We start from the raw sequence: 22,120 nt of genomic DNA, 5'->3' as shown, positions 1-22,120 counted from the left end.
CAGTTTCAGAGGGTTCATGGGCCAGAGAAGAGCCGCGAATCCAAGAAACGGCCGGGTCAGGCAGCGATGCCCGGTACGAAAAACACGCTGCACGACACGGAGGAGACCTGCATGAACATTCGATCCTATCTCTATGGAAGCGCCATCGCGCTTGCCACGGCCGTTCCGGCATTTGCACAGGATAGCGACGTGACCATCGTCCTCAACGAGGATCTGGAAACGGTTGAACCCTGCATGACATCGCAGTCCAATATCGGACGCGTGATTCAGCAGAACATCTCGGAGACCTTGGTTGAGCTGAACACAAAGGATGGCAGTCTGATGCCACGTCTCGCCGAGAGCTGGGAGGCGGTTGATGAGGATACCTGGCGCTTCACGCTTCGGCAGGGCGTCAGCTTTTCTGACGGGTCGGTGTTTGACGCCGCCGATGTGGTCAAAAGCTACGAACGCGCCGTATCCGACCAGATCGCCTGCGAGATCGGGGCGAAGTATTTCGGTGGCATGACGCTGGACATGGATGTGGTGGACGAACACACGCTTGAAATCACGTCGGACCCGGCGCAGCCAATCCTGCCATTGCTGATGTCCACGCTGACAATCGTCCCGTCCGAAACGCCGTTCGAATTCGTGCAGCAGCCTGTCGGCACCGGACCCTATGAGATGACCGAGCGCAATGTCGGCCAGAACATCACGCTGGAACGTCGTGACGATTACTGGGGTGAGGTACCGGCGGTCACGAAGGCCACTTATCTGTTCCGGTCGGATGATGCAGTGCGTGCCGCGATGGTCGCGACCGGTGAGGCCGATATCGTGCCGCTGATCGGTCAGGAGCAGGCCACGAACCCGGCCACTGACTTTGCCTACCCGAACTCGGAAACCACTTATCTGCGTATCGATCACGAGGTTGCGCCGCTCGATGATATCCGGGTGCGCAAAGCGATGAATATGGCCGTGGATCGCGAGGCGTTTCTGGGCACGCTGCTGCCGCAGGACGCCGTGTCCGCGACCCATATGGTGCCCCCCTCGACTCTGGGTTGGAACAGCGATCTGTCACCTTGGCCCTATGACCCCGAACAGGCTCGTGCGCTGCTGGAAGAAGCCAAGGCGGACGGTGTTCCGGTGGATGCCGAAATCACCATGATCGCACGGATCGGGAACTTCCCCAACGTGACTGAAGTTGCCGAGGCGCTGACCCAGATGTTCGGGGATGTCGGTCTCAACGTCGACCTTCGGATGTACGAAGTGGCGGAATGGATCGACCTGTACTCCAAGCCATTTGCAGAAGGTCGGGGACCGTCCATCCTGCTGGCGATGCATGACAACAGCCGCGGCGATCCGGTTTTCTCGATGTTCTTCAAATACGCCTGCGAGGGGCTTCAGTCAGGGTTCTGCTCGCCGGAGCTTGATCAGATTATGGCTGACGCGACTGCCGCCACCGGTGACGACCGCGCCGCTATCTGGAAAGACGCTTTCGCGATGATCCACAACGATATCGTGGCGGATGTATTCCTGTTTCACATGGTCGGCTTCAGCCGTGTGGCAGAGCGTCTGGAATTCACTCCGACCATCGCCACCAACTCCGAGCTTCAGTTGGCGCAGATCAATTTCAAGTAACGCCTTGAAGCCATCGGAAGGCGTATCCGTGCGCCTTCCGAACCCAACATCACGGAGCCTCGTGTCATGAAGTCGTTTCTGACCAAGCGTGCCTATGCCAGCTTGATATCGCTGCTGTTTCTGGTCGTCGCAGTGTTCTTTCTGTCACGGCTGACGGGCGACCCGACGAACTTGTATCTGCCGGTCGATGCCAGCCTGGAAGCGCGCGAGAATTTCCGAGCCCTGCATGGGCTGAACGATCCGCTGATCGTCCAGTTCGGGCGGTATCTGGCGGATCTCGCAATGCTTGATTTCGGCGAGTCGATCCGCCGCTCGCGCCCCGCGTTGGACGTGGTGCTGGAAGCGTTCGAGTGGACGCTGATACTTGCCGCCATCACCATGGCTATCGTTACCATTTCAGCCATTGTGATCGGCTCTCTGGCTGCTTTTCGGGTCGGCGGATTGTTTGACCGCACGGCAACGTTCTTTTCCCTGATCGGTGCCAGCGCCCCGGACTTCTGGATCGCCATCGTGGCTATCGTGCTGTTTTCGGTCAATCTGGGATGGTTGCCGACCTCTGGTACCGGCACGGTCTGGCATTGGATCATGCCCATCGGAGTGCTTTTCATCCGCCCCTTCGGGCTGATCCTGCAAGTTGTGCGCGGGTCGATGATAACCGCGCTCGGGTCGGCCTATGTCAAAACCGCACGCGCCAAGGGGGTCGCCTCGCGTCCGATCATCTTCGTGCATGCGTTGCGCAATGCGATGCTGCCGGTGATCACTGTTATCGGCGATCAGGCCGCCGCCATTCTGAATGGTGCCGTCGTGGTCGAGACGATCTTCGGCTTTCCCGGTGTCGGCAAACTGATGATCGACAGCATCCTGCAACGTGACTTCGCGGTCGTTCTGGCGGCCATCATGGTGACGGCTCTTGCGATCTTCGTTATGAACCTGCTGATCGACCTGGCGTATTCCGTGCTCGATCCGCGCATCCGGTATTGAGGTGCCGATGACCCATACCCCCCCAACAAGCGCCGCGGTCAAGGAAAAAAGCAAGCTTGCTGCGTTCTGGTCGATGCTGCTGGCCGACAAGCTTGCGCTGGCCGCTGTGATCTTTCTGCTGATCGTCATCACCTGCGCCTTCATCGGCCCGTTCTTTCTGGAATATGACGCAGGACGACAAAACCTGCGTGGTCGTAACGCCCCGCCGTTTGATCTCTCGCGCGGCTGGCAATTTTTCCTTGGCGGCGACCAGTTGGGCCGCCCGCTTCTGGCGCGGATCATCGTTGCGGCGCATAACACCATGATGGTGGCGGGCGGCTCTGTCGTGACCGCCATGGCGGTCGGGGCCACTCTGGGCCTGATCGCGGGAAATTCGCGGGGTCGCGCGGGGCAGATCATTCCGCGTTTGGCGGATGTGATCATGTCGTTTCCATCGCTGCTGCTGGCGGTGATCGTATTGTACATGCTGGAGCCGTCGGTGGGGAACATCATCATCGTTCTGGCGATCACCCGTATCCCGATCTACCTGCGGACCACGCGCGCTGAAATTCTGGAGGTCCGCGAACGCATGTTCGTGCAGGCGGCCAAGGTGATGGGCGCGTCGGAGATGCGGATCATCTTCCGTCATATGCTGCCGGTGATCTTTCCCACGCTTCTGACCATCGCGACGCTGGATTTTGCCTTCGTCATGCTGGCGGAAAGCGCCTTGTCCTTTCTTGGCATCGGCATTCAACCGCCAGAGATTACCTGGGGCCTGATGGTCAGTCAGGGGCGGCCTTATCTGACCACCGCATGGTGGCTGTCTTTCTGGCCGGGTCTGGCAATCGTTTTGACGACACTCAGCCTCAACTTGCTGTCGAACTGGATGCGCACAGCGCTGGACCCGCAGCAACGCTGGCGTCTGGAAATCGGAGACAAGAAGAATGGGTGACCACCTACTCGAAGTGCAGGATCTGTCGGTTACTTTCCACACGGTGCGCGGCCCGGTGCATGCGGTGCGCGATGTCAGCTGGCATCTGGATCGCGGCGAAGTGCTGGCGATCCTGGGTGAAAGCGGGTCCGGAAAATCGGTCTCCGCTTCGGCCGTCATGGATCTGATCGACATCCCGCCGGGCGAAATTTCCAGCGGGCGCATCCTGTTCGAAGGGCGCGATTTGTTGACGATGAGCCGTGACGAGCGACGCATGATCAACGGCAAGCGGATCGCGATGATCTTTCAGGATCCGCTTAGTCACCTAAACCCGGTTTACAGCGTCGGCTGGCAGATCGAGGAAACGATGGTCATCCACGGCACGTCGCGCAGCGAGGCCAGGGCCGAGACGGTCAGGTTGCTGCGCAAGGTCGGCATCCCCGACCCCGAAGGTGCCGCGAAGAAATATCCGCACCAGTTTTCCGGCGGTCAGCTGCAACGGTTGATGATTGCCATGGCGCTTGCCCTGCGACCTGACGTGCTGATCGCGGATGAGCCGACCACGGCGCTGGATGTCACTGTGCAGGCGCAGATTCTGGCTTTGCTGGAAGAGTTGCAGGCAGAGACCGGGATGGGCCTTCTGATCATCACCCACGATCTGGGTGTGGTCGCAGAGATGGCGCACCGCGTTGTGGTGATGAATGGCGGACGGATCGTCGAATCCGGCAGCGCGTCGCAAGTCTATCACACTCCGCAGCACCCCTATACGCAAAAGCTGATCGCGGCAGCGCCCGGTCAGGGGGACATGTCGCTTGGCGTGGCCGAGCAGGAACCGCTTTTGCGGCTGACGGATGTAAAAAAGAGCTATGGCGAATTCGAGGCTCTGAAAGGCATCAGCTTTGACCTGCTGGCGGGCGAAACCCTTGCCGTCGTGGGCGAAAGCGGATCGGGGAAATCGACCATGGCGAAGGTTCTGTTGCGCCTCGAAGAGGCGTCTGGCGGCAAGGCCGAGTACGAGGGCCGAGATCTCTTCGCGCTCAGCCCGGCCGAATTGTTTGAAATGCGTCGCGACATCCAGATGGTGTTTCAGGACCCGACACAAAGCCTGAACCCCGGTATGTCGGTCTACGATCTGATCTCCGAGGCGTGGGTGATCCACCGTGAAATCCTGCCAAAAGACAAGTGGAAGACCCGCGTCGCGGAATTGCTGGAACAGGTCGGGCTGCTGGCAGAGCATATGCACCGCTACCCGCATCAGTTCTCGGGTGGGCAGCGTCAGCGGATCGCTATTGCGCGTGCGCTTGCGTTGGAGCCGCGGATTATTGTCTGCGACGAAGCGGTTTCGGCGCTGGACGTGTCGATACAGGCACAGGTGATCGAATTGCTCGACAGTTTGCGCCAAGAGCTTGGCCTGAGCTACATATTCATCGCGCATGACCTGCCGGTGGTACGCGATTTTGCCGATCGGGTGATTGTCATGCAGGGCGGCGAGATCGTCGAGCAGGGCAGCGTCCGGCAGATATTCGAAGCACCAAGGATGCGCTACACCCAAGACCTTCTGGCTGCGAGTCTGAACCCCGATCCCGAGGTGCAGGCCGCGCGACGCGTAAAACGACTGGAGATGGCTAAATGAAACCTGACGTGATGGTTCTGTACCCGACGCGCCCAAAAGCCTGGGCGCAACTGGAAGCGGCCTATACGCTGCACCGCTACGACGAAGCGGAAGACAAGGCTGCGTTCCTGGCTGAGCACGGCCCGAAATGCCAGGGTATCGTCACCAATGGACATGCGAAACTGTCGCGGCAGATGGTCGAGGCAATGCCGCAACTGAAAGTCGTCGCCTGTTCGTCGGCCGGGTACGAAGATATCGATGTGGACGCGTTGACCGACCATGGCGTGAAGCTGGCCAACACATCTGTCGCGCTGTGCGATGATGTGGCCGACACGGCAGTAATGCTGATGTTGGCGGCGCGGCGTGGGCTGATTGATGCGCATGCCTATACCGTCGCTGGCGACTGGGGCCGAAAGGGCATGTATCCGCTGCAACACACGCTGAAAGGCGCGCGGTTGGGCATTGTCGGCATGGGCACCATCGGGCAGGCGATTGCCACGCGGTGTGCTGTCATGGGCATGCAGATCGCCTATCACGGTCGCCGCGAAAAGCCCGAGATCGACTATCCTTATGTTGCTGACTTGACGGCGCTTGCGGCTGAAAGCGATGTGATCGTGTTGGCCGTTGCCGGCGGGGACGCAACGCGCGGGTTGATGGATGAGGGCGCGTTGAATGCGCTTGGTCCCGACGGTGTGCTGGTCAATATCGCGCGCGGCAGCGTTGTGGACGAGCCTGCGATGATCCGCGCGCTGAAAGACGGCAGGCTGGGGCGGGCCGGTCTGGATGTGTATCTCAACGAACCGAACCCCGATCCAGAACTGACCGCCTTGCCCAATGTGACGCTCTATCCTCATCACGCGTCGGGGACGGAGGAAACGCGTGACGCCATGGCGCAACTGGTCGTCGATAACCTCGCCGCATTTTATGCTGATCAGCCCTTGCTGACAGCAGTTAACTAGCTTTGCCACAGGAACATAATGTCCATATTGCACTATTTCCGCTGGGCCTTCGCCGTTACCGTTCTTGGCCTGCTCCTGACGCTTTGGCTGGGCTGGGCCTATTCCGGCACCATCGGCGGCACGCTCAGCTTCTTCATGATCGGCCTTGTGCTGGCGATCCTCGAGATTTCGCTGTCCTTCGACAATGCCATCGTGAATGCCAACAAATTGCAGACCATGACGCCGATTTGGCGACAAAGGTTTCTGACCTGGGGTATCCTGATCGCGGTGTTCGGGATGCGCATTGTCTTTCCGCTGCTGATCGTGGTGATAGCCGCTGGCATCGGCCCGATAGAGGCCGTGCGTCTGGCCGCACGCGAGCCTGCCGAATACGCCCGCATCATCGGGGACGCGCATCTGTCGATCGCGGCTTTTGGCGGGGCGTTTCTGATGATGGTGGCGCTCAGCTACTTTGTGGATGAGGGCAAAGAGGTTGACTGGATCGCCGCGCTGGAACGCAACATGCGTCGGTTTGGCTCTATCCGGGGGATGGAGGTTGCGTTTGTTCTGGCCGTGATGCTTGGCTTTGCGACCGCGCTGCCGGATCACGACACGGGCAGGTTCCTGTTCGCGTCCAGCGCCGGCCTGCTGACCTTTCTTGCCGTTGATATGCTTGGTCATGTTCTGGACCAATCCGATGCGGCGGGCACCGTGGCCAAAGGCGGCCTTGGCGCGTTTCTGTATCTTGAGGTGCTGGATGCATCGTTCAGCTTCGACGGGGTCATCGGGGCCTTTGCGCTGACGCAGAATCTGTTCCTGATCGCCATCGGGCTGGGGATTGGTGCGATGTACGTCCGGTCCATGACCATCATGCTGGTAGAGCGGCAAACACTGGCAGAGTTCCGCTATCTCGAACATGGCGCTTTCTGGTCCATCCTTGTGCTGTCTATCATCATGTTCCTGCAAACCATCTGGCACGTTTCAGAGATCATCACAGGATCGCTGGGCGCAGGGTTCATCCTGATGGCGTTCATCTCGTCGGTGCTTTACCGCCGGGCTGAGGGGAAGACCTGAAAATGCAGCGGCCAGAGGCAAAACGCGCGCTCGTGACCGGATGCAGTTCCGGCATCGGGCAGGCCGTCACTCTGGCACTGTTGGAGGCCGGGTGGCAGGTCACGGGCATCAGCCGCCGCATACCGGATCTGACCGCGCCTGCATTCTCGCATATCGTCGTGGACCTTTCGGACCCGAAAGCGGCAGATGACGCGTTGGCAAAAGTTGGCCCGGCCCACGCCGCCGTCCACGCGGCGGGCTTGTTGCGGGTCGGCACGCACGACCGGATGGATATGCAGGACGGCGCGTTGATGTGGCAGTTGCATGTCGACGTCGCCGCGCGGATGATCCGCACGCTTGCACCGCAAATGCCCGACGGGGGCCGCTTTGTGCTGATTGGCAGCCGCGTCGCCTCGGGGGCGCCGGGCCGTAGTCTGTATGCGGCGTCAAAAGCGGCCCTGACCGGTCTGGCACGGTCCTGCGCGGCAGAGCTTGCGCCGCGTGGCATCACCGTCAACATCGTGGCTCCAGGTGCCACCGACACGCCGATGCTGAAAGACCCGAGCCGTGCAGACGTGGCACCAAACGTGCCGCCTTTGGGCCGGTTCGTGCAGCCCGAAGAGGTCGCGTCGATGGCCGTCTACCTGCTGTCGCCCTCTGCTGCCAGCATCACCGGACAACAGATTGTCATTTGCGCAGGCGCATCGCTGTGATCGCTCCTGTCGCTCAACATCCCACAAGAAAGGCTATCTTATGATTGATAACAACGACCTCAAGGAACGCATTCGCACCGGATTGTTGTCTTTTCCCGTCACTGCGTTCAACAGCGATGGTGACTTTGCCCCGAAACCATTTGCCGCGCATCTGGAATGGCTGTCGAGCTATCCCGTCGCCGGTCTTATCGTGGCAGGAGGAACGGGCGAGATGTTCTCGCTGACCCCGGCAGAGATTGTCGAGGTGGTCAAGACGGCCAAGCAAGCTCAACCCAATGAGCCGATCATTGCAGGCTGCGGTTATGGCACCCGCATGGCCTGCGAGCTCGCGCAAAGCATCGAGGCGGCGGGCGGCGACGGCATCCTGCTTCTGCCGCATTACCTGATCGGTGCACCGCAGGCAGGCGTCGAGGCGCGCATCCGTGCCGTGTGCAAGTCAACGAAAATGGCGGTGATCGTCTATAATCGTGGGCAGGCGCGGGTCACGGCAGAAACGCTGGAACGGCTGGCGGATGATTGTCCCAACCTGATCGGCTTCAAGGACGGCACCGGAGATATAGATACGGCGCGCCGGGTCACGCTGAAGCTGGGCAACCGTCTGTCCTATATCGGCGGGATGCCCACGCATGAGCTGTTCGCGCAAGCCTATCGCGGGGCGGGCATGCCGACCTATTCCTCTGCCGTGTTCAACTTTGTTCCTGAAATCGCGCTGCGTTTCCACAAGGCGTTTACGGCGGGCGACGATGCGACCTGCGAACAACTGCTTGCGGACTTCTACTACCCGTTCGCAACGATCCGTGATCGCCAGTCCGGCTACGCGGTTTCGGCGGTCAAGGCCGGGGTTATCCTGCGTGGGTTCGAGGCAGGCCCCGTGCGTAGCCCGCTGACCGATCTGACCGATGAAGAAATGGAGATGATGAGGGATTTGATCGAAACAAGTTCCTGATCATGGTTCGCGGTCCGCTGTCCGAATATTCTGTGCCTGAATTGCTTGCCTGCCATTCAGGCCATATCGTGGCAGCCGGTCCTGAAGCATGCCAGACAGAGCTTTTGTCCAAAGCCTCGGCGCGGCGGGCGCGCCCCGCACCGTTCTGACAGCCCGCCCCGGTGTGCACACTGAGCAGAATTTTGTCCGTATTGTCGGCCATTTGTCCCAAAATAAGCGTAGGCCGCACCATCGCCCCAATCAATCTAGTAACGTGAAAGCGATCCGCCATGCCCCATGATCTGACCAAAGCTCTCACCGGGATATCCGGCATCCTGGTCACCCCGATGACAACGGATGAAAAAATCGACCCGGATCGTCAGAAACCGGTCGTGGACAAGGCGATTGCGGCTGGCGTGCATGTGCTGACCGCCAATGGCAACACAGGCGAATTCTATAGCCTGTCGCTTGAGGAGGCTGAAGAGATGTGCCGCGCCGCTGCCCGACACATTCAGGGCCGCGTGCCGCTTGTTGCCGGGGTGGGCCGCTCTGTCGTGGACGCATGCCATTTGGCGCGCAGTGCGAAAGCCGCAGGTGCGGATGCGCTGATGATCCATCAGCCGCCAGATCCTTTCGCCGCGCCGCGCGGATTGGTGGCCTATGTGCAGGCTGTGTCAGAGGCGGCGGACCTGCCGATTGTGCTTTATCTGCGCAATGACACCATCGGAACGCAGGCAATTGCCGACCTTTGCGCCGTTCCGGGCGTTGTGGGCGTAAAATGGGCCACACCCAACCCGCTGAAACTCGCCGACGCGATGGCGGCCAGCGATCCCGATATCATCTGGGTCGGCGGATTGGCCGAGGTGTGGGCACCGCCGTTCTACGCCGTGGGCGCGCGTGGGTTTACCTCTGGCCTGATCAATGTCTGGCCAGAACGGTCCGTGGCAATTCACGCGGCGCTCGATTCCGGCGATTACGCAACCGCCAAGACGCTGATTGCCGAGATGAAGCCCTTCGAGGATGTCCGAGCGCAAGAATCGAACGGGACAAATGTGACGGGGGTGAAGGCGGCTCTGCGCGCCATTGGCCACGATTGCGGACCGACGCGGCCACCGTCAGCCTGGCCTTTGACTGAGACGCAGCAGGATATGCTGGAAAGTTTCATTGCGCGACATACGATTACGTTCTGACGAAACAGGGCAGGTTGCCTGTGGTACACGGCTCGTCGGCGGCATTTTTGACGGGCTCGGACAATGCAATTGAACCCGGATCAGTGGCCGCGCCGCACAAATCTGCCACAGACGGCATTGGCAAATTGCTTGGGCAAGGGCAGTGGCAAAATCGTCTCGTGCCACTGGGGGATCGGTTCAGGGTTACGTTAGCGCAAACATTTTGCTAATAAAGGGCGAATGCAAGGGATTATTCTTAACATGAGCATGACCAAAGACGCCCGGCCGGTGAACGATACAGAGCTGAAGCAAGCCGTCGAACAGCACCTGATTTACACGCTTGGCAAGGATGCGAGCCATGCGTCGGTCTACGATTGGCGGATGGCGCTGTCTTATGCCATTCGCGACCGCATCGTCGGGCCGTGGTTTCATGCAACGCGCAGGACGTATGAGGGACAGTGCAAACGGGTCTACTATCTGTCGATGGAATTTCTGATCGGGCGGATGCTGGAAGACGCAATGATTAATCTCGGCCTGCTTGAGGCATCTGAAAGTGTCGCGAAGTCGCTGGGTTTCGATCTGCGCCAGATTATCGAGGATGAGCCTGACGCCGCACTGGGAAACGGTGGCCTTGGCCGTCTTGCCGCGTGTTTTCTGGAATCGATGTCCTCGCTGGGATGTCCGGCGCATGGCTACGGAATTCGGTATGAACACGGCTTGTTCCGGCAGCGCTTTGAGGGCGGGCAGCAGGTCGAGACGCCGGAAGATTGGCTGACGCAGGCGCATCCGTGGGAATTTGCCCGCCCGGAATCTGCCTATGAGATTGGCTTTAAGGGCGAGGCCGTGAATGGTGACTGGCATCCGTCGGAGAGCGTCATAGCGTCCGCATATGACATGCCGGTGATCGGCTGGCAGGGACGCTGGGCCAACACATTGCGGATGTGGAGCGCGAAGCCCACAACGCTGTTTGATCTGGAGCGTTTCAATTCCGGCGATTACGCCGCAGCGGCTGAACCAGAGGCGCTGGCGCGCACGCTCAGCCGGGTGCTGTATCCGGACGACACCACCTATCAGGGCAAGGAATTGCGCCTGAAACAAGAGTTTTTCCTGACCTCTGCCGCGCTTCAGGACATCCTGCGGCGCTTCATGTCGGAATATGATGATCTGACAAAGCTGCCACAGAAAGTGGCGATCCAGATGAATGATACCCACCCGGCAATTGCCGGACCAGAGTTGATCCGGCTGCTGACCGACAAGCACGGGCTGGAATGGGGCGTGGCGCAGGACATCGCCCGCGCGACACTGAGCTACACCAACCACACATTGCTGCCCGAAGCGCTGGAGCGGTGGTCGACATGGCTGATGGGGAATATCCTGCCGCGCCACATGCAGATCATCGAACGTATCGACGATGACCATCGACGCGCCACGAAGCGCCCTGCCCATGTCGGGATCGTGCGCAACAACGAGGTGCAGATGGGCGAGCTGGCCTTCATCATGTCGCATAAGGTCAACGGCGTCTCGGCACTGCACAGCGATCTGGTGAAAAAGACGGTCTTTCACGATCTGAACGAGTTGCATCCCGGCCGGATCATCAACCAGACCAACGGCGTGACCCCGCGACGCTGGCTGAAACTGTCGAACCCGCCGCTTGCCGGGTTGATCTCTGACACAATCGGCGATGGCTGGATCGGCGATCTTGATCAGCTCAAGGCGCTTGAACCACATGCCAATGACAAGGCGTTTCGCAAGGATTTCCGCGCCGCCAAGCGGACCAACAAGGTGGCGCTGTCGAACTGGGTCGGCGAAACCATGGGGGTGCAGATTGACCCGGATGCCATGTTCGACGTCCAGATCAAGCGCATCCACGAATACAAGCGCCAGCATCTCAACATCTTCGAGACCATCGCCCTGTGGCACAACATGCGCGAAAATCCGGATGCGGGCTGGGCACCGCGTGTGAAGATCTTTGGCGGCAAGTCCGCGCCGGGCTATGCCGTGGCGAAAGAGATCATCCACCTGATCAACGACGTGGCGCAGGTCATCAACAATGACCCCGTGACCGGCGATATGCTGAAGGTGATCTATCCGCCCAATTACAACGTCTCGATGGCCGAGCGGCTGATCCCGGCGTCTGATCTTTCGGAACAGATCTCGACTGCGGGCAAAGAGGCGTCTGGCACCGGCAATATGAAGTTCACCATGAACGGGGCCTTGACCATCGGCACGCTGGACGGGGCCAATGTCGAAATCCGCGAGCATGTGGGGGCGGAGAACTTCTTTCTATTTGGCCTGACAGCCGATGAGGTCGTCAAGCGCCGCCGCAATGTCCGCCACGCGCGTGACGCGATCGAGGCAAGCCGGAACATGCAGCATGTCCTGCAATTGATCGTCGAAGGCCGATTCAGCCCGACCGATCCCGACCGCTATCACGGGTTGGTCGACAGGGCGTGGAACCACGATCACTACCTCGTCGCGGCGGATTTTGAGGGCTACTACACCGCTCAACGCGCTGCCGATAAACTGTATCTTGATCCCGAGGCTTGGTCGGAGCAGGCGGTGCTAAATGTTGCCCGCTCCGGATTTTTCTCATCTGACCGGACAATTCGTGGTTACATGGCGGATATCTGGGGCACAGAATCGGCCCTGGACAGGGAGGAAGACGCAGCATGAGCGACGCCCTAAACTCGGACGCGGCCAAGTCGCTATCGCAGGGCCGACACGGGGACCCGTTCACGATCCTTGGTCCCCACGAACGGAACGGCAAGCCCACGGTCACGGCCTTCGTCCCCGGGGCGGAAACCGTCGAGGTGTTGACTGGCAAGGCGACCGTGACGCCCCTGTCGCCCGTCGCAGGCTCCGAAGGGCTGTTCACGGGGGCGCTGAAACGGAAGGCTGCAAACTACCGGTTGCGGGCACGAAATGCGGAGGCCGAATGGGAGTTTGACGATCCCTACCGGTTCAGCCCGGTGATCGGCGAGCAGGACGAATATTTCCTGGGCGAAGGCAGTCATCAGCGGATCTGGCAGGTGCTGGGTGCCCATGTGATGACGCATGAAAAGGTAACGGGCACACATTTCGCGGTCTGGGCACCAAATGCGCAGCGCGCGTCGGTGATCGGCAATTTCAACGTCTGGGATGGCCGCCGCAACCCGATGCGCCGGCGCGGGGCTACTGGTGTGTGGGAGTTGTTTATCCCCGGTCTGGGCGATGGCGAAGTTTACAAGTACGAAATCATGGCCGCGGATGGCACCGTGCTGCCTGCCAAGGCCGACCCGGTCGGCTTTGGGTCCGAACACCCGCCTGCCACCGGGTCTGTGGTGCGTGACATCCGGGGTACCAAATGGGCCGACAAGGCTTGGATGAACAAGCGCGCCAAGGTGCAGAATGTCGATGCGCCCATGTCGATCTACGAGGTGCATCCGGGCAGTTGGAAACGCGTCGCCGAAGATGGCGGGCGGCCCTTGTCCTATATCGAGATGGCGACGGACCTTGTCGATTACGCCGCCGACATGGGCTTCACCCATATCGAACTGATGCCGATCAGCGAACACCCGTTTGATGGGTCCTGGGGCTACCAGCCCGTCGGCATGTTTGCCCCGACGATCCGCTATGGCACGCCGGATGAGTTTCGCGCCTTCGTGGACGCGGCGCATAAGAAGAGTATCGGCATTCTGCTGGACTGGGTGCCGGGACATTTCCCCACCGACGTTCACGGGCTTGGTCAGTTCGATGGTACGGCGCTTTATGAACATGCCGATCCGCGCGAGGGGTTCCATCAGGACTGGAACACACTGATCTACAACTACGGCCGGACCGAAGTTGCCAACTACCTGATTTCCAACGCGCTCTATTGGCTTGAGGAATACCATGTCGATGGGCTGCGCGTCGATGCAGTGGCATCGATGCTGTACCGCGATTATTCCCGCAAACAGGGGGAATGGGTGCCCAACAAGGATGGCGGGCGCGAGAATTACGAAGCGATCTCGCTGATGCAGCGCACGAACACCATCGCCTATGGCGAGGTGCCGGGCATTATGACCGCAGCCGAGGAAAGCACGGCCTTTCCCGGCGTATCCCGCCCGGTTGATGCAGGCGGGTTGGGCTTTGGGTTCAAGTGGAACATGGGCTGGATGAACGACAGCCTGCGCTACATTGAACAAGACCCGATCCACCGAAAGCATCACCACAACGAGATCACGTTTTCGCTGAACTATGCGTTCACCGAGAATTTCATCCTGCCGATCAGCCATGACGAGGTTGTTCATGGCAAGGGAAGCATGATCGCCAAGATGCCGGGGCAGGGGGATGAGAAATTCGCCAACCTGCGGGCCTATTACAGCTATATGTGGACGCATCCGGGCAAAAAGCTTCTGTTCATGGGCTGCGAGTTTGCGCAAGGCAGCGAGTGGAACCACAACAGTTCGCTCGAATGGCATTTGCTGGACTACCCGCAGCATCGCGGCATTCAAAGCCTGATCCGCGACCTCAACAACATCTACCGCGCGACGCCCGCGCTGTATGTCAACGATACGCGGCCCGAGGGGTTCGAGTGGCTGGAAGGCGGAGATGCCGAAAATTCCGTTCTGGGCTATATTCGCAAGGGTGGACCGAAAGACAAGCCGGTGGTGGTGCTGTGCAATTTCACCCCGGTGGAGCGCACGGATTACCGTATCGGATTGCCGGGGCCGGGGCGTTGGCGCGAAATCTTCAATTCTGACAGCGTCACCTATGGCGGTGGCAATCGGGGCAACATGGGCGGGGTCACTGCCGAGGAAAAGGAGTGGATGAACCATCCGCATTCCGCGTCAATCGTGCTGCCGCCGTTGGCGGTACTGATGTTTCAGGCAGACTAGATCCAAAGCATTTTTCGGGGAGGATACACATGCAACCATCACAATCCGGCCGACTGTCTTCGCAAGCCATGGCCTTTGTTCTGGCCGGGGGGCGCGGAAGCCGTCTGAAAGAACTGACCGACACCCGTGCCAAACCCGCAGTCTATTTCGGCGGCAAGTCCCGGATCATCGACTTCGCCCTGTCGAATGCTTTGAATTCCGGCATCCGCAAGATGGCGATTGCCACGCAGTACAAGGCCCACAGCCTGATCCGGCACATGCAACGCGGGTGGAGCTTTTTTCGCGCCGAGCGGAACGAATACCTTGATATATTGCCTGCATCGCAACGGGTGGCCGAAAACAAGTGGTATCTGGGTACGGCCGATGCCGTAACTCAGAACATCGACATCGTTGACAGTTACGACATCAAATACGTCATCATTCTGGCGGGCGATCACATCTACAAGATGGATTACGAGGTGATGCTGCGTCAGCACGTCGAAACTGGTGCCGATGTCACCGTGGGGTGCCTGACAGTGCCCAAGGCCGAAGCGACGGCCTTCGGCGTCATGGGTATCGACAACGACAAGCGCATCACCAGCTTTCTGGAAAAACCCGACAATCCCCCGACGATTCCGGGTGATGATGCAAACTCGCTGGCCTCTATGGGGATCTATGTCTTCAATTGGGATTTCCTGCGCGATTTGCTGATCCGCGATTCCGAGGACAGCAATTCCAGCCATGACTTTGGTCACGATCTGATCCCCGACATCGTCAAGAACGGCAAGGCGATGGCGCATCTGTTCAGCGACAGCTGCATCACGTCGGGTCTGGAAGAAGAGCCTTACTGGCGCGACGTAGGCACGATTGATGCGTTCTGGTCGGCCAATATCGACCTGACGGATTTCACGCCAAAGCTGGACATTTACGATAATTCCTGGCCGATCTGGACCTATTCCGAGATCACGCCGCCTGCGAAGTTCATCCATGACGAGGCGGACAGGCGCGGCCTTGCAGTGTCCTCGCTGATTTCGGGCGGATGTATCGTCTCGGGGTCGGAAGTGCGCAATTCGCTTCTGTTTACAGGCGTGCGGACGCATTCCTATTCTGCGCTCGAAAAGGTTGTGGCGCTGCCTTATTCGCAGGTTCACCGCAACGCGCGGCTGACCAACGTGGTGCTGGATCGGGGCGTGGAAATTCCGGCGGGTCTTGTCATTGGCGAGGATCCGGAAGAAGACGCCAAATGGTTCCGCGTCTCTGAAGGGGGCGTTGTTCTGGTGACCAAATCAATGATGGACCAGCGCGCGGCCAAAGTGGGCTGATCGCCTGTTGAAAGAGGTACGAATGGCCCTGAACATCCTGTCGGTCACGTCCGAATGTGTGCCCTTGATCAAGACCGGGGGGCTGGCCGATGTGGCCGGGGCCCTTCCCAAGGCGATGGTGCCGCTGGGCCACCGAATGCGCGTGCTGATGCCTGCATATCCGGGTCTGGCCGCGCGGCTGAGGGACCCGGTGGAACTGTGGCAGGATGAGGCGTTGTTCGGCGGGCCTGCAAGAGTGCTGGGCGGCAAGGTCGACGGGGTAGAGTTCCTATTGCTTGAGGCGGCCCACCTGTTTGATCGTAACGGCGGTCCGTACCTGACGCCCGAAGGTCATGACTGGCCTGACAATCCTGAACGCTTTGCAGCACTGTCCTGGGCTGCGGCCCGGATCGCGCAGAACGGATTGTCCGATGGCTGGGTGCCCGACATCCTGCATGCGCATGACTGGCAGGCAGGACTTGCACCCGCCTATTTGCGGTTCATTGGCGACAAGCGCGTCAAGACGTTGATGACGATCCATAACATCGCGTTTCAGGGTCTTGCCCCCGCAGACCGGCTCGCCTCTTTGCGATTGCCTTTCACGGCGTTCAACGCCGACGATCTGGAATATTACGGGCAGATCAGCACATTAAAAGCCGGGTTGGTGCATGCCGATGCGATCTCTACCGTCAGCCCGACCTACGCGGCAGAGCTGATGCGGCCAGAGTTCGGCATGGGACTGGAAGGGCTGATCGCGGCGCGGGCGGGTGATTTGCACGGCATCCTGAACGGCATAGACTTGGAGGTCTGGAACCCACAGGCAGGCCCGCATCCCTACTCGGCCAAGACGTTGAGCAAGAAAACAGCGGCAACCACCGCCCTGCGAGACCGTTTCGGACTGGCCGAAACAGACGGGCCGCTGGCGATTGTAGTCAGCCGCCTGACCGGACAGAAAGGGTTGGACCTGCTGCCGGGTCTTTTGCCAGAGTTTATTGCGCATGGTGGCACCTTGGCGCTGCTTGGCAGTGGCGATGCGGGGTTGGAAGCGGCGTATACAGGGCTGGCCAAAGAGTATCCCGGCAAGATCGGCGTCCATATCGGCTATGATGAGGATCTGTCGCAGCTTATGTTCGCGGGCGGTGATGCGGTCCTGATCCCCTCGCGGTTCGAGCCGTGCGGATTGACGCAGCTTTACGGATTACGGTTCGGCACGTTGCCGGTGGTCGCGGCGACCGGCGGGCTGGCGGATACGGTGATCCACGCCAATGACGCAGCGTTGGACGCAGGCGTTGCCACCGGGTTGACCTTTCATCCGACCGACGCCACGGCATTCTCGCACAGCTTGCGCAGGCTGTGTACGCTGTTCGCAGATCGCAAACTTTGGCAGCAGATGATGCGCAACGCCATGCGGCAACCAGTAGGCTGGGAGAACAGCTCGGCACGATACGCAGCCATTTACCAAGACCTGCTCGGCTGAATGTCGCAATGGTTCGGACCACGTCTCACGATATGAAATATCACACATTGACCGAAGGCCGCCCGGATCCGATGGGTGCCACGTTTGACGGCAGCGGCGTCAACTTCGCGGTGTTCTCTGCGCATGCCGAAAAGCTGGAATTGTGTATCTTTTCCGAAGATGGCCGCAAGGAACGCTTTCGCCTGCCGTTTCGTCACCGCACCGGTGATGTCTGGCATTTGCATGTCGGCGGGCTGCTGCCCGGCACCAAGTACGGGTTGCGCGCTCACGGTCCCTACGAGCCGCATGCCGGGCACCGGTTCAACCCCAACAAGCTGCTGATGGACCCTTATGCGCGGCGTTTCTGGGGCAATCTGCGTTGGTCGGATGCGGTTCTTGGCTATCGCAGCGGCTCGCCCAAGGCAGACCTCAGCTATGACAGCCGCGACAGCGCCTTCGCGATGCCGAAATGTATCGTGACCGGCCCGATGAGCGATGCGCCCGACGACCGCCCGCACATTCCACGGGACGAAGCCGTACACTATGAGGCGCATGTCAAAGGCATGACCGCGATGCACCCGCAGGTGGACCCAGCGCATCGCGGCAAGTTCATCGGGCTGGCGTCGGATCCTGTCATCGAGCATTTGCAGAAGCTGGGCGTGACGACGATCCAGATCATGCCGTCGCAGGTTTTCGTCGACGACCGCTTCTTGGTCGAAAAGGGCCTCAAGAACTATTGGGGCTACCAGACGCTTGGGTTTTTTGCGCCCTCGCAGCGATACCTCACTCAAGGCCAGATCTGGGAATTTCAGGCGATGGTGCGCCGCTTTCACGCTGCGGGTATCGAGGTGTTGATGGATGTGGTCTACAACCACACCGCAGAGGGCAACGAGATGGGACCGACCCTGTCGTTCCGCGGCCTAGACAACCGGTCTTATTACCGGCTGACCGACGATCTGCGCTACTATGTCAACGACACCGGCACCGGCAATACGGTGAACACCGCGCATCCGATGGTGATGCAGATGGTGCTGGATAGCCTGCGCTACTGGGTTCAGGTGATGGGTGTGGACGGGTTCCGCTTTGATCTGGGCACCGTTCTGGGGCGGACGGCCTCGGGACATTTCGACCGTGATGCACCGCTCTTGCAGGCGATCCGGCAAGATCCGGTGTTGCGCAACACGAAACTGGTGCAAGAGCCATGGGATATCGGGCTGGGCGGCTATCAGCTGGGCGCGTTCTCGCATCCGTTTCTGGAACTCAACGACCGGTTTCGCGACGGCGTGCGGCGTTTTTGGCGCGGTGACCTGTTGCAGACCTCGGAACTGGCCAAACGCGTGCTGGGGTCCGCCGAAGAATTCGATCATTCCGGGCGGGCGGCCACCAGCTCGGTCAATTTTGTCACCTCGCATGACGGGTACACGCTGGCCGATCTGGTCAGCTATATCCAGAAGCACAACCATGCCAATGGCGAAGGCAATGCTGACGGACACGACCATAACGTGTCGGACAATTTCGGTGTCGAGGGCCCGACAGACGATCCCGGTATCAATGCGGCCCGCGCGCTGCGGCGGCGCAATTTCATGGCGACGATGATGCTTAGCCAAGGCACGCCGATGATCCTTGCCGGCGATGAGATCGGCCATAGCCAGGGCGGCAACAACAACGCCTATGCGCAGGATAACGAGATAAGCTGGCTGAACTGGGCCGAAGGCGACACTGCGATGACGAGGTTTGTGCAGCGCCTGACAGAGCTGCGCCGGGCCTATCCGGTGCTGCGCCAGACGCGGTTCCTGCACAGCCTTGAGCGTGACAGCGACCACAAGCTGGATATTGGCTGGCGCCGTGCAGATGGTAAGTACCCCGAGCCCGAGGATTGGTCCGACCCTGCCTGGCGGACGCTCTGTGCCGAAATCCGCGTCAGCGCGCGGTCGCCGGACGAGGGCAATCACGACAAGGCCGTTTATGTGGTGTTCAACGGGTCGGATGCCACCTGCCTGAAATTGCCAAAAACCGAGGGATTTGACTGGTGGCATGTGCTCGACACGTCTGCCCCGGACATGACAGCGCAAAAAATCGTCGGACACCAGATCGAGATTGCTGGATCATCGGTTCAGCTATTTGCCCATTCAGCGCCCGCTAATTACGGTGGCACCGAAACTCAAACGAGGACACAGCCCATGCCGATCAAGACCTGCCAGATAACGCCGTTTCAGGACCAGAAACCCGGCACAAGCGGGCTGCGCAAGAAAACCCGTGCCTTCATGGCACCGGATTATCTGGAAGCGTTCGTGCAGGCGATCTTTGACGGTATCGGTGGCGTCGATGGCAAGGTGCTTGTCCTTGGTGGTGACGGGCGGTTCTTCAATCTTGAGGCCAGCCAGACCATTCTGAAGATGGCGGCGGCCAATGGTGCGGCGCGGGTGATCGTGGGGCAGGATGCGATCCTGTCCACGCCCGCCGCGTCCCATTTGATCCGGCTGAACAAGACCGATGGCGGTATCATCCTGTCGGCCAGCCACAATCCCGGCGGCGAGGATGAGGATTTCGGCGTCAAGTTCAACACGCCCAACGGCGGCCCCGCGCCCGAACAGGTGACCGAGGCGATCCATGCGCGCAGCAAGGAATTGACCGAATATCGTATCCTCGATGCTGCGGATGTGGATCTGGGGACGGTGGGCGATCAGACATTGGGCGAGATGACCGTCAGCGTGGTTGATCCGGTCGCCGATTATGCGGACCTGATGGCGACCCTGTTCGACTTCACCGCCATTCGCGCGATGTTCGAAAGTGGCTTCCGGATGCGGTTCGACGCGATGCATGCCGTCACCGGACCTTACGCCAAAGCCTTGCTGGAAGGTGCGCTGGGCGCGCCCGATGGCACTGTCGTGAACGGAACGCCCCTGCCGGATTTCGGCGGGCATCACCCCGATCCGAACCCTTTCTGGGCAAAGGCATTGATGGACGAGATGTTCAGCGTCGACGGCCCGGATTTCGGCGCTGCCTCTGATGGCGATGGCGACCGTAATATGGTCGTGGGCCGCAACATTTATGTCAGCCCGTCAGACAGCCTTGCCGTGCTGGCCGCCAACGCGCATCTTGCGCCCGGTTATGCCAAGGGGGTCGCTGGTGTCGCGCGGTCCATGCCGACCTCTGCCGCCTCTGACCGGGTCGCCGAAAAGCTGGGCATCGACAGTTTCGAGACTCCGACTGGCTGGAAATTCTTCGGCAACCTGCTGGATGCGGGCAAGGCCACGATCTGCGGCGAGGAGAGCTTTGGCACCGGGTCCGATCATGTGCGCGAGAAGGACGGGCTTTGGGCCGTGCTGTTATGGCTGAACGTGCTGGCCGCCCGTGGGGAAAGCGTCTCTGACATTCTGAACGCGCATTGGTCGGAATACGGTCGAAACTACTATTCCCGCCACGATTACGAGGCAATCGACAGCGATGTTGCCAATGCGTTGATGGATGATCTGCGCGGCCAGCTTTCTGATCTGCCCGGACGCGAGGTGCAGGGCATGACCATCGCCGCGGCGGATGACTTTGCCTATACCGATCCCGTTGATGGTTCGGTCTCGACGAAGCAGGGATTGCGGATCGTGATGGAGGATGGCTCGCGTATCGTGCTGCGCCTGTCAGGCACCGGCACCGAAGGCGCGACGATCCGGCTTTACCTTGAGAAATACGAGCCCGATACGGCCAAACACAATATTGATCCACAAGAAGCACTGGCCCCGATGATTGCCGCCGCCGAGGAACTGGCGGGCATCGCCAGCCGCACGGGTCGTGACACGCCAAACGTCATCACCTGAGACTTGCGTCTGCGTAGGGTGTTACGCTTAATCCCCGGACGGCGAGCCATAAGCGTCAGGCTGCGCCGCCTTGCGCGGTCTCTCATGGGGCGGCAAAGCCAGTGCCGCCCTGGCTTTTGAACTTTCAGGCAGCGATCACGCCGCGCAGCACTACTTCTTCTTCCAGCTGTCCAGCCAGCGGCGGAACCTGCCGCGGCGCGCGGCCATGCGGTCGCCTGCTGCCTCAAAACTGTCGCCCATATCTTCCAGGACCGGATCAATCCGCGCCCTGCGGAACCGCCGCCAGCGCACCCAGATGGCCCAGACAAAGGCGAAGAAAATCACCAGAATGACGATGTTGACCCATGGGATGATCGTCGCATCCGGCCCCTCGACGTCTTTGATGGCGACGGCGTTGGGAAATATCGACCAATATTCGTTGCGCCAGCCGTAATGCGTGACCGATACCCATTTCGGGTTGTCGCGTGTCGATTTGGAATCGTTCGCCTCGGTATACAGGTTCGCGGTGTCAAACTTGAAATAGGGCGGCCAGCGCCAACTGGTATCTTCGTTGCGGTACACCACGGCCTTGCCGTTGGGACGCACGGCCTGAATGAACTGCACGTCGCGGTTGACCAGCGATTCCGTCTGGTCATCGGGAACGGACCAGAAAATACGGGTCCAGTCGCCCAGATCCTGCCGCTCTTCGTAGGTGTTCACGATGCGGACGATGTCATGCTGCGGCAGAGTATAGTGAAAGAAGGCCGCGATCAGCAGCCAGAACGTCCCCCAGAAAACCCACTTCACATAGACCATGCCAGG

At 60.0% G+C, this 22,120-nt stretch carries 15 protein-coding genes and 1 pseudogene; 15 read left to right on the top strand and 1 reads right to left on the bottom strand.

Annotated elements, in window-relative coordinates; translation table 11 throughout:
* The first annotated feature begins 111 nt into the window (after positions 1–111).
* From ACN0WV_RS09140 to ACN0WV_RS09070, 15 genes and pseudogenes are all read left to right on the top strand, one after another.
* Positions 112–1,614, top strand: a complete 1,503-nt coding sequence (locus ACN0WV_RS09140) for an ABC transporter substrate-binding protein (RefSeq protein ID WP_417605198.1) — start codon at positions 112–114, stop codon at positions 1,612–1,614.
* Between the two features lie 66 nt (positions 1,615–1,680).
* Complete coding sequence (locus ACN0WV_RS09135) at positions 1,681–2,595, top strand: ABC transporter permease (RefSeq protein WP_084352837.1); 915 nt, start codon at positions 1,681–1,683, stop codon at positions 2,593–2,595.
* Between the two features lie 7 nt (positions 2,596–2,602).
* Complete coding sequence (locus ACN0WV_RS09130) at positions 2,603–3,526, top strand: ABC transporter permease (RefSeq protein ID WP_417605196.1); 924 nt, start codon at positions 2,603–2,605, stop codon at positions 3,524–3,526.
* Positions 3,519–5,138, top strand: a complete 1,620-nt coding sequence (locus tag ACN0WV_RS09125) for an ABC transporter ATP-binding protein (RefSeq protein ID WP_417605194.1) — start codon at positions 3,519–3,521, stop codon at positions 5,136–5,138. Before ACN0WV_RS09130 ends, ACN0WV_RS09125 begins: the two co-directional genes overlap by 8 nt.
* Complete coding sequence (locus tag ACN0WV_RS09120) at positions 5,135–6,076, top strand: 2-hydroxyacid dehydrogenase (RefSeq protein ID WP_417605193.1); 942 nt, start codon at positions 5,135–5,137, stop codon at positions 6,074–6,076. Before ACN0WV_RS09125 ends, ACN0WV_RS09120 begins: the two co-directional genes overlap by 4 nt.
* An 18-nt stretch (positions 6,077–6,094) precedes the next feature.
* Positions 6,095–7,129 (top strand): DUF475 domain-containing protein, encoded by a 1,035-nt coding sequence (locus ACN0WV_RS09115; RefSeq protein ID WP_417605191.1) that lies wholly within the window; start codon positions 6,095–6,097, stop codon positions 7,127–7,129.
* 2 nt (positions 7,130–7,131) lie between these two features.
* Positions 7,132–7,821, top strand: a complete 690-nt coding sequence (locus tag ACN0WV_RS09110) for an SDR family NAD(P)-dependent oxidoreductase (RefSeq protein WP_417605190.1) — start codon at positions 7,132–7,134, stop codon at positions 7,819–7,821.
* 43 nt (positions 7,822–7,864) lie between these two features.
* Entirely contained in the window at positions 7,865–8,767 is a 903-nt protein-coding gene (locus ACN0WV_RS09105) for a 5-dehydro-4-deoxyglucarate dehydratase (RefSeq protein ID WP_417605368.1), read from the top strand.
* A gap of 269 nt (positions 8,768–9,036) precedes the next feature.
* Positions 9,037–9,936, top strand: a complete 900-nt coding sequence (locus ACN0WV_RS09100; protein WP_417605189.1) for a dihydrodipicolinate synthase family protein — start codon at positions 9,037–9,039, stop codon at positions 9,934–9,936.
* A gap of 240 nt (positions 9,937–10,176) precedes the next feature.
* Complete coding sequence (locus ACN0WV_RS09095; protein ID WP_417605188.1) at positions 10,177–12,588, top strand: glycogen/starch/alpha-glucan phosphorylase; 2,412 nt, start codon at positions 10,177–10,179, stop codon at positions 12,586–12,588.
* Positions 12,585–14,771, top strand: coding sequence for a 1,4-alpha-glucan branching protein GlgB (gene glgB / locus ACN0WV_RS09090; RefSeq protein ID WP_417605186.1), 2,187 nt, complete (start codon positions 12,585–12,587; stop codon positions 14,769–14,771). Before ACN0WV_RS09095 ends, glgB begins: the two co-directional genes overlap by 4 nt.
* Before the next feature lie 29 nt (positions 14,772–14,800).
* Positions 14,801–16,072 (top strand): glucose-1-phosphate adenylyltransferase, encoded by a 1,272-nt coding sequence (gene glgC, locus ACN0WV_RS09085; RefSeq protein ID WP_417605184.1) that lies wholly within the window; start codon positions 14,801–14,803, stop codon positions 16,070–16,072.
* 28 nt (positions 16,073–16,100) lie between these two features.
* Positions 16,101–17,528: a glycogen synthase GlgA gene (gene glgA, locus ACN0WV_RS09080; protein ID WP_417605366.1), complete on the top strand. Its 1,428-nt coding sequence runs from the start codon at positions 16,101–16,103 to the stop codon at positions 17,526–17,528.
* A 32-nt stretch (positions 17,529–17,560) separates the two neighbouring features.
* Positions 17,561–19,621 (top strand): annotated as a pseudogene (glgX, locus tag ACN0WV_RS09075) (glycogen debranching protein GlgX); the annotation flags it as partial.
* Between the two features lie 66 nt (positions 19,622–19,687).
* Positions 19,688–21,319: an alpha-D-glucose phosphate-specific phosphoglucomutase gene (locus tag ACN0WV_RS09070; RefSeq protein ID WP_417605364.1), complete on the top strand. Its 1,632-nt coding sequence runs from the start codon at positions 19,688–19,690 to the stop codon at positions 21,317–21,319.
* Between the two features lie 150 nt (positions 21,320–21,469).
* On the opposite strand, the gene ACN0WV_RS09065 is transcribed toward ACN0WV_RS09070, so the two are convergent.
* The gene (locus ACN0WV_RS09065) at positions 21,470–22,114 is read right to left on the bottom strand and encodes a DUF1523 family protein (RefSeq protein WP_084352847.1); all 645 of its coding nucleotides are present in this window, start codon (positions 22,112–22,114) and stop codon (positions 21,470–21,472) included.
* Positions 22,115–22,120 lie beyond the last annotated feature (6 nt).

The organism is Primorskyibacter flagellatus, from assembly GCF_048268605.1.
Classification (GTDB): Bacteria; Pseudomonadota; Alphaproteobacteria; order Rhodobacterales; family Rhodobacteraceae; genus Primorskyibacter; species Primorskyibacter flagellatus.
The sequence above is the reverse complement of the archived record's forward strand: the minus strand, read 5'-3'. Positions and strand labels throughout refer to the sequence as shown.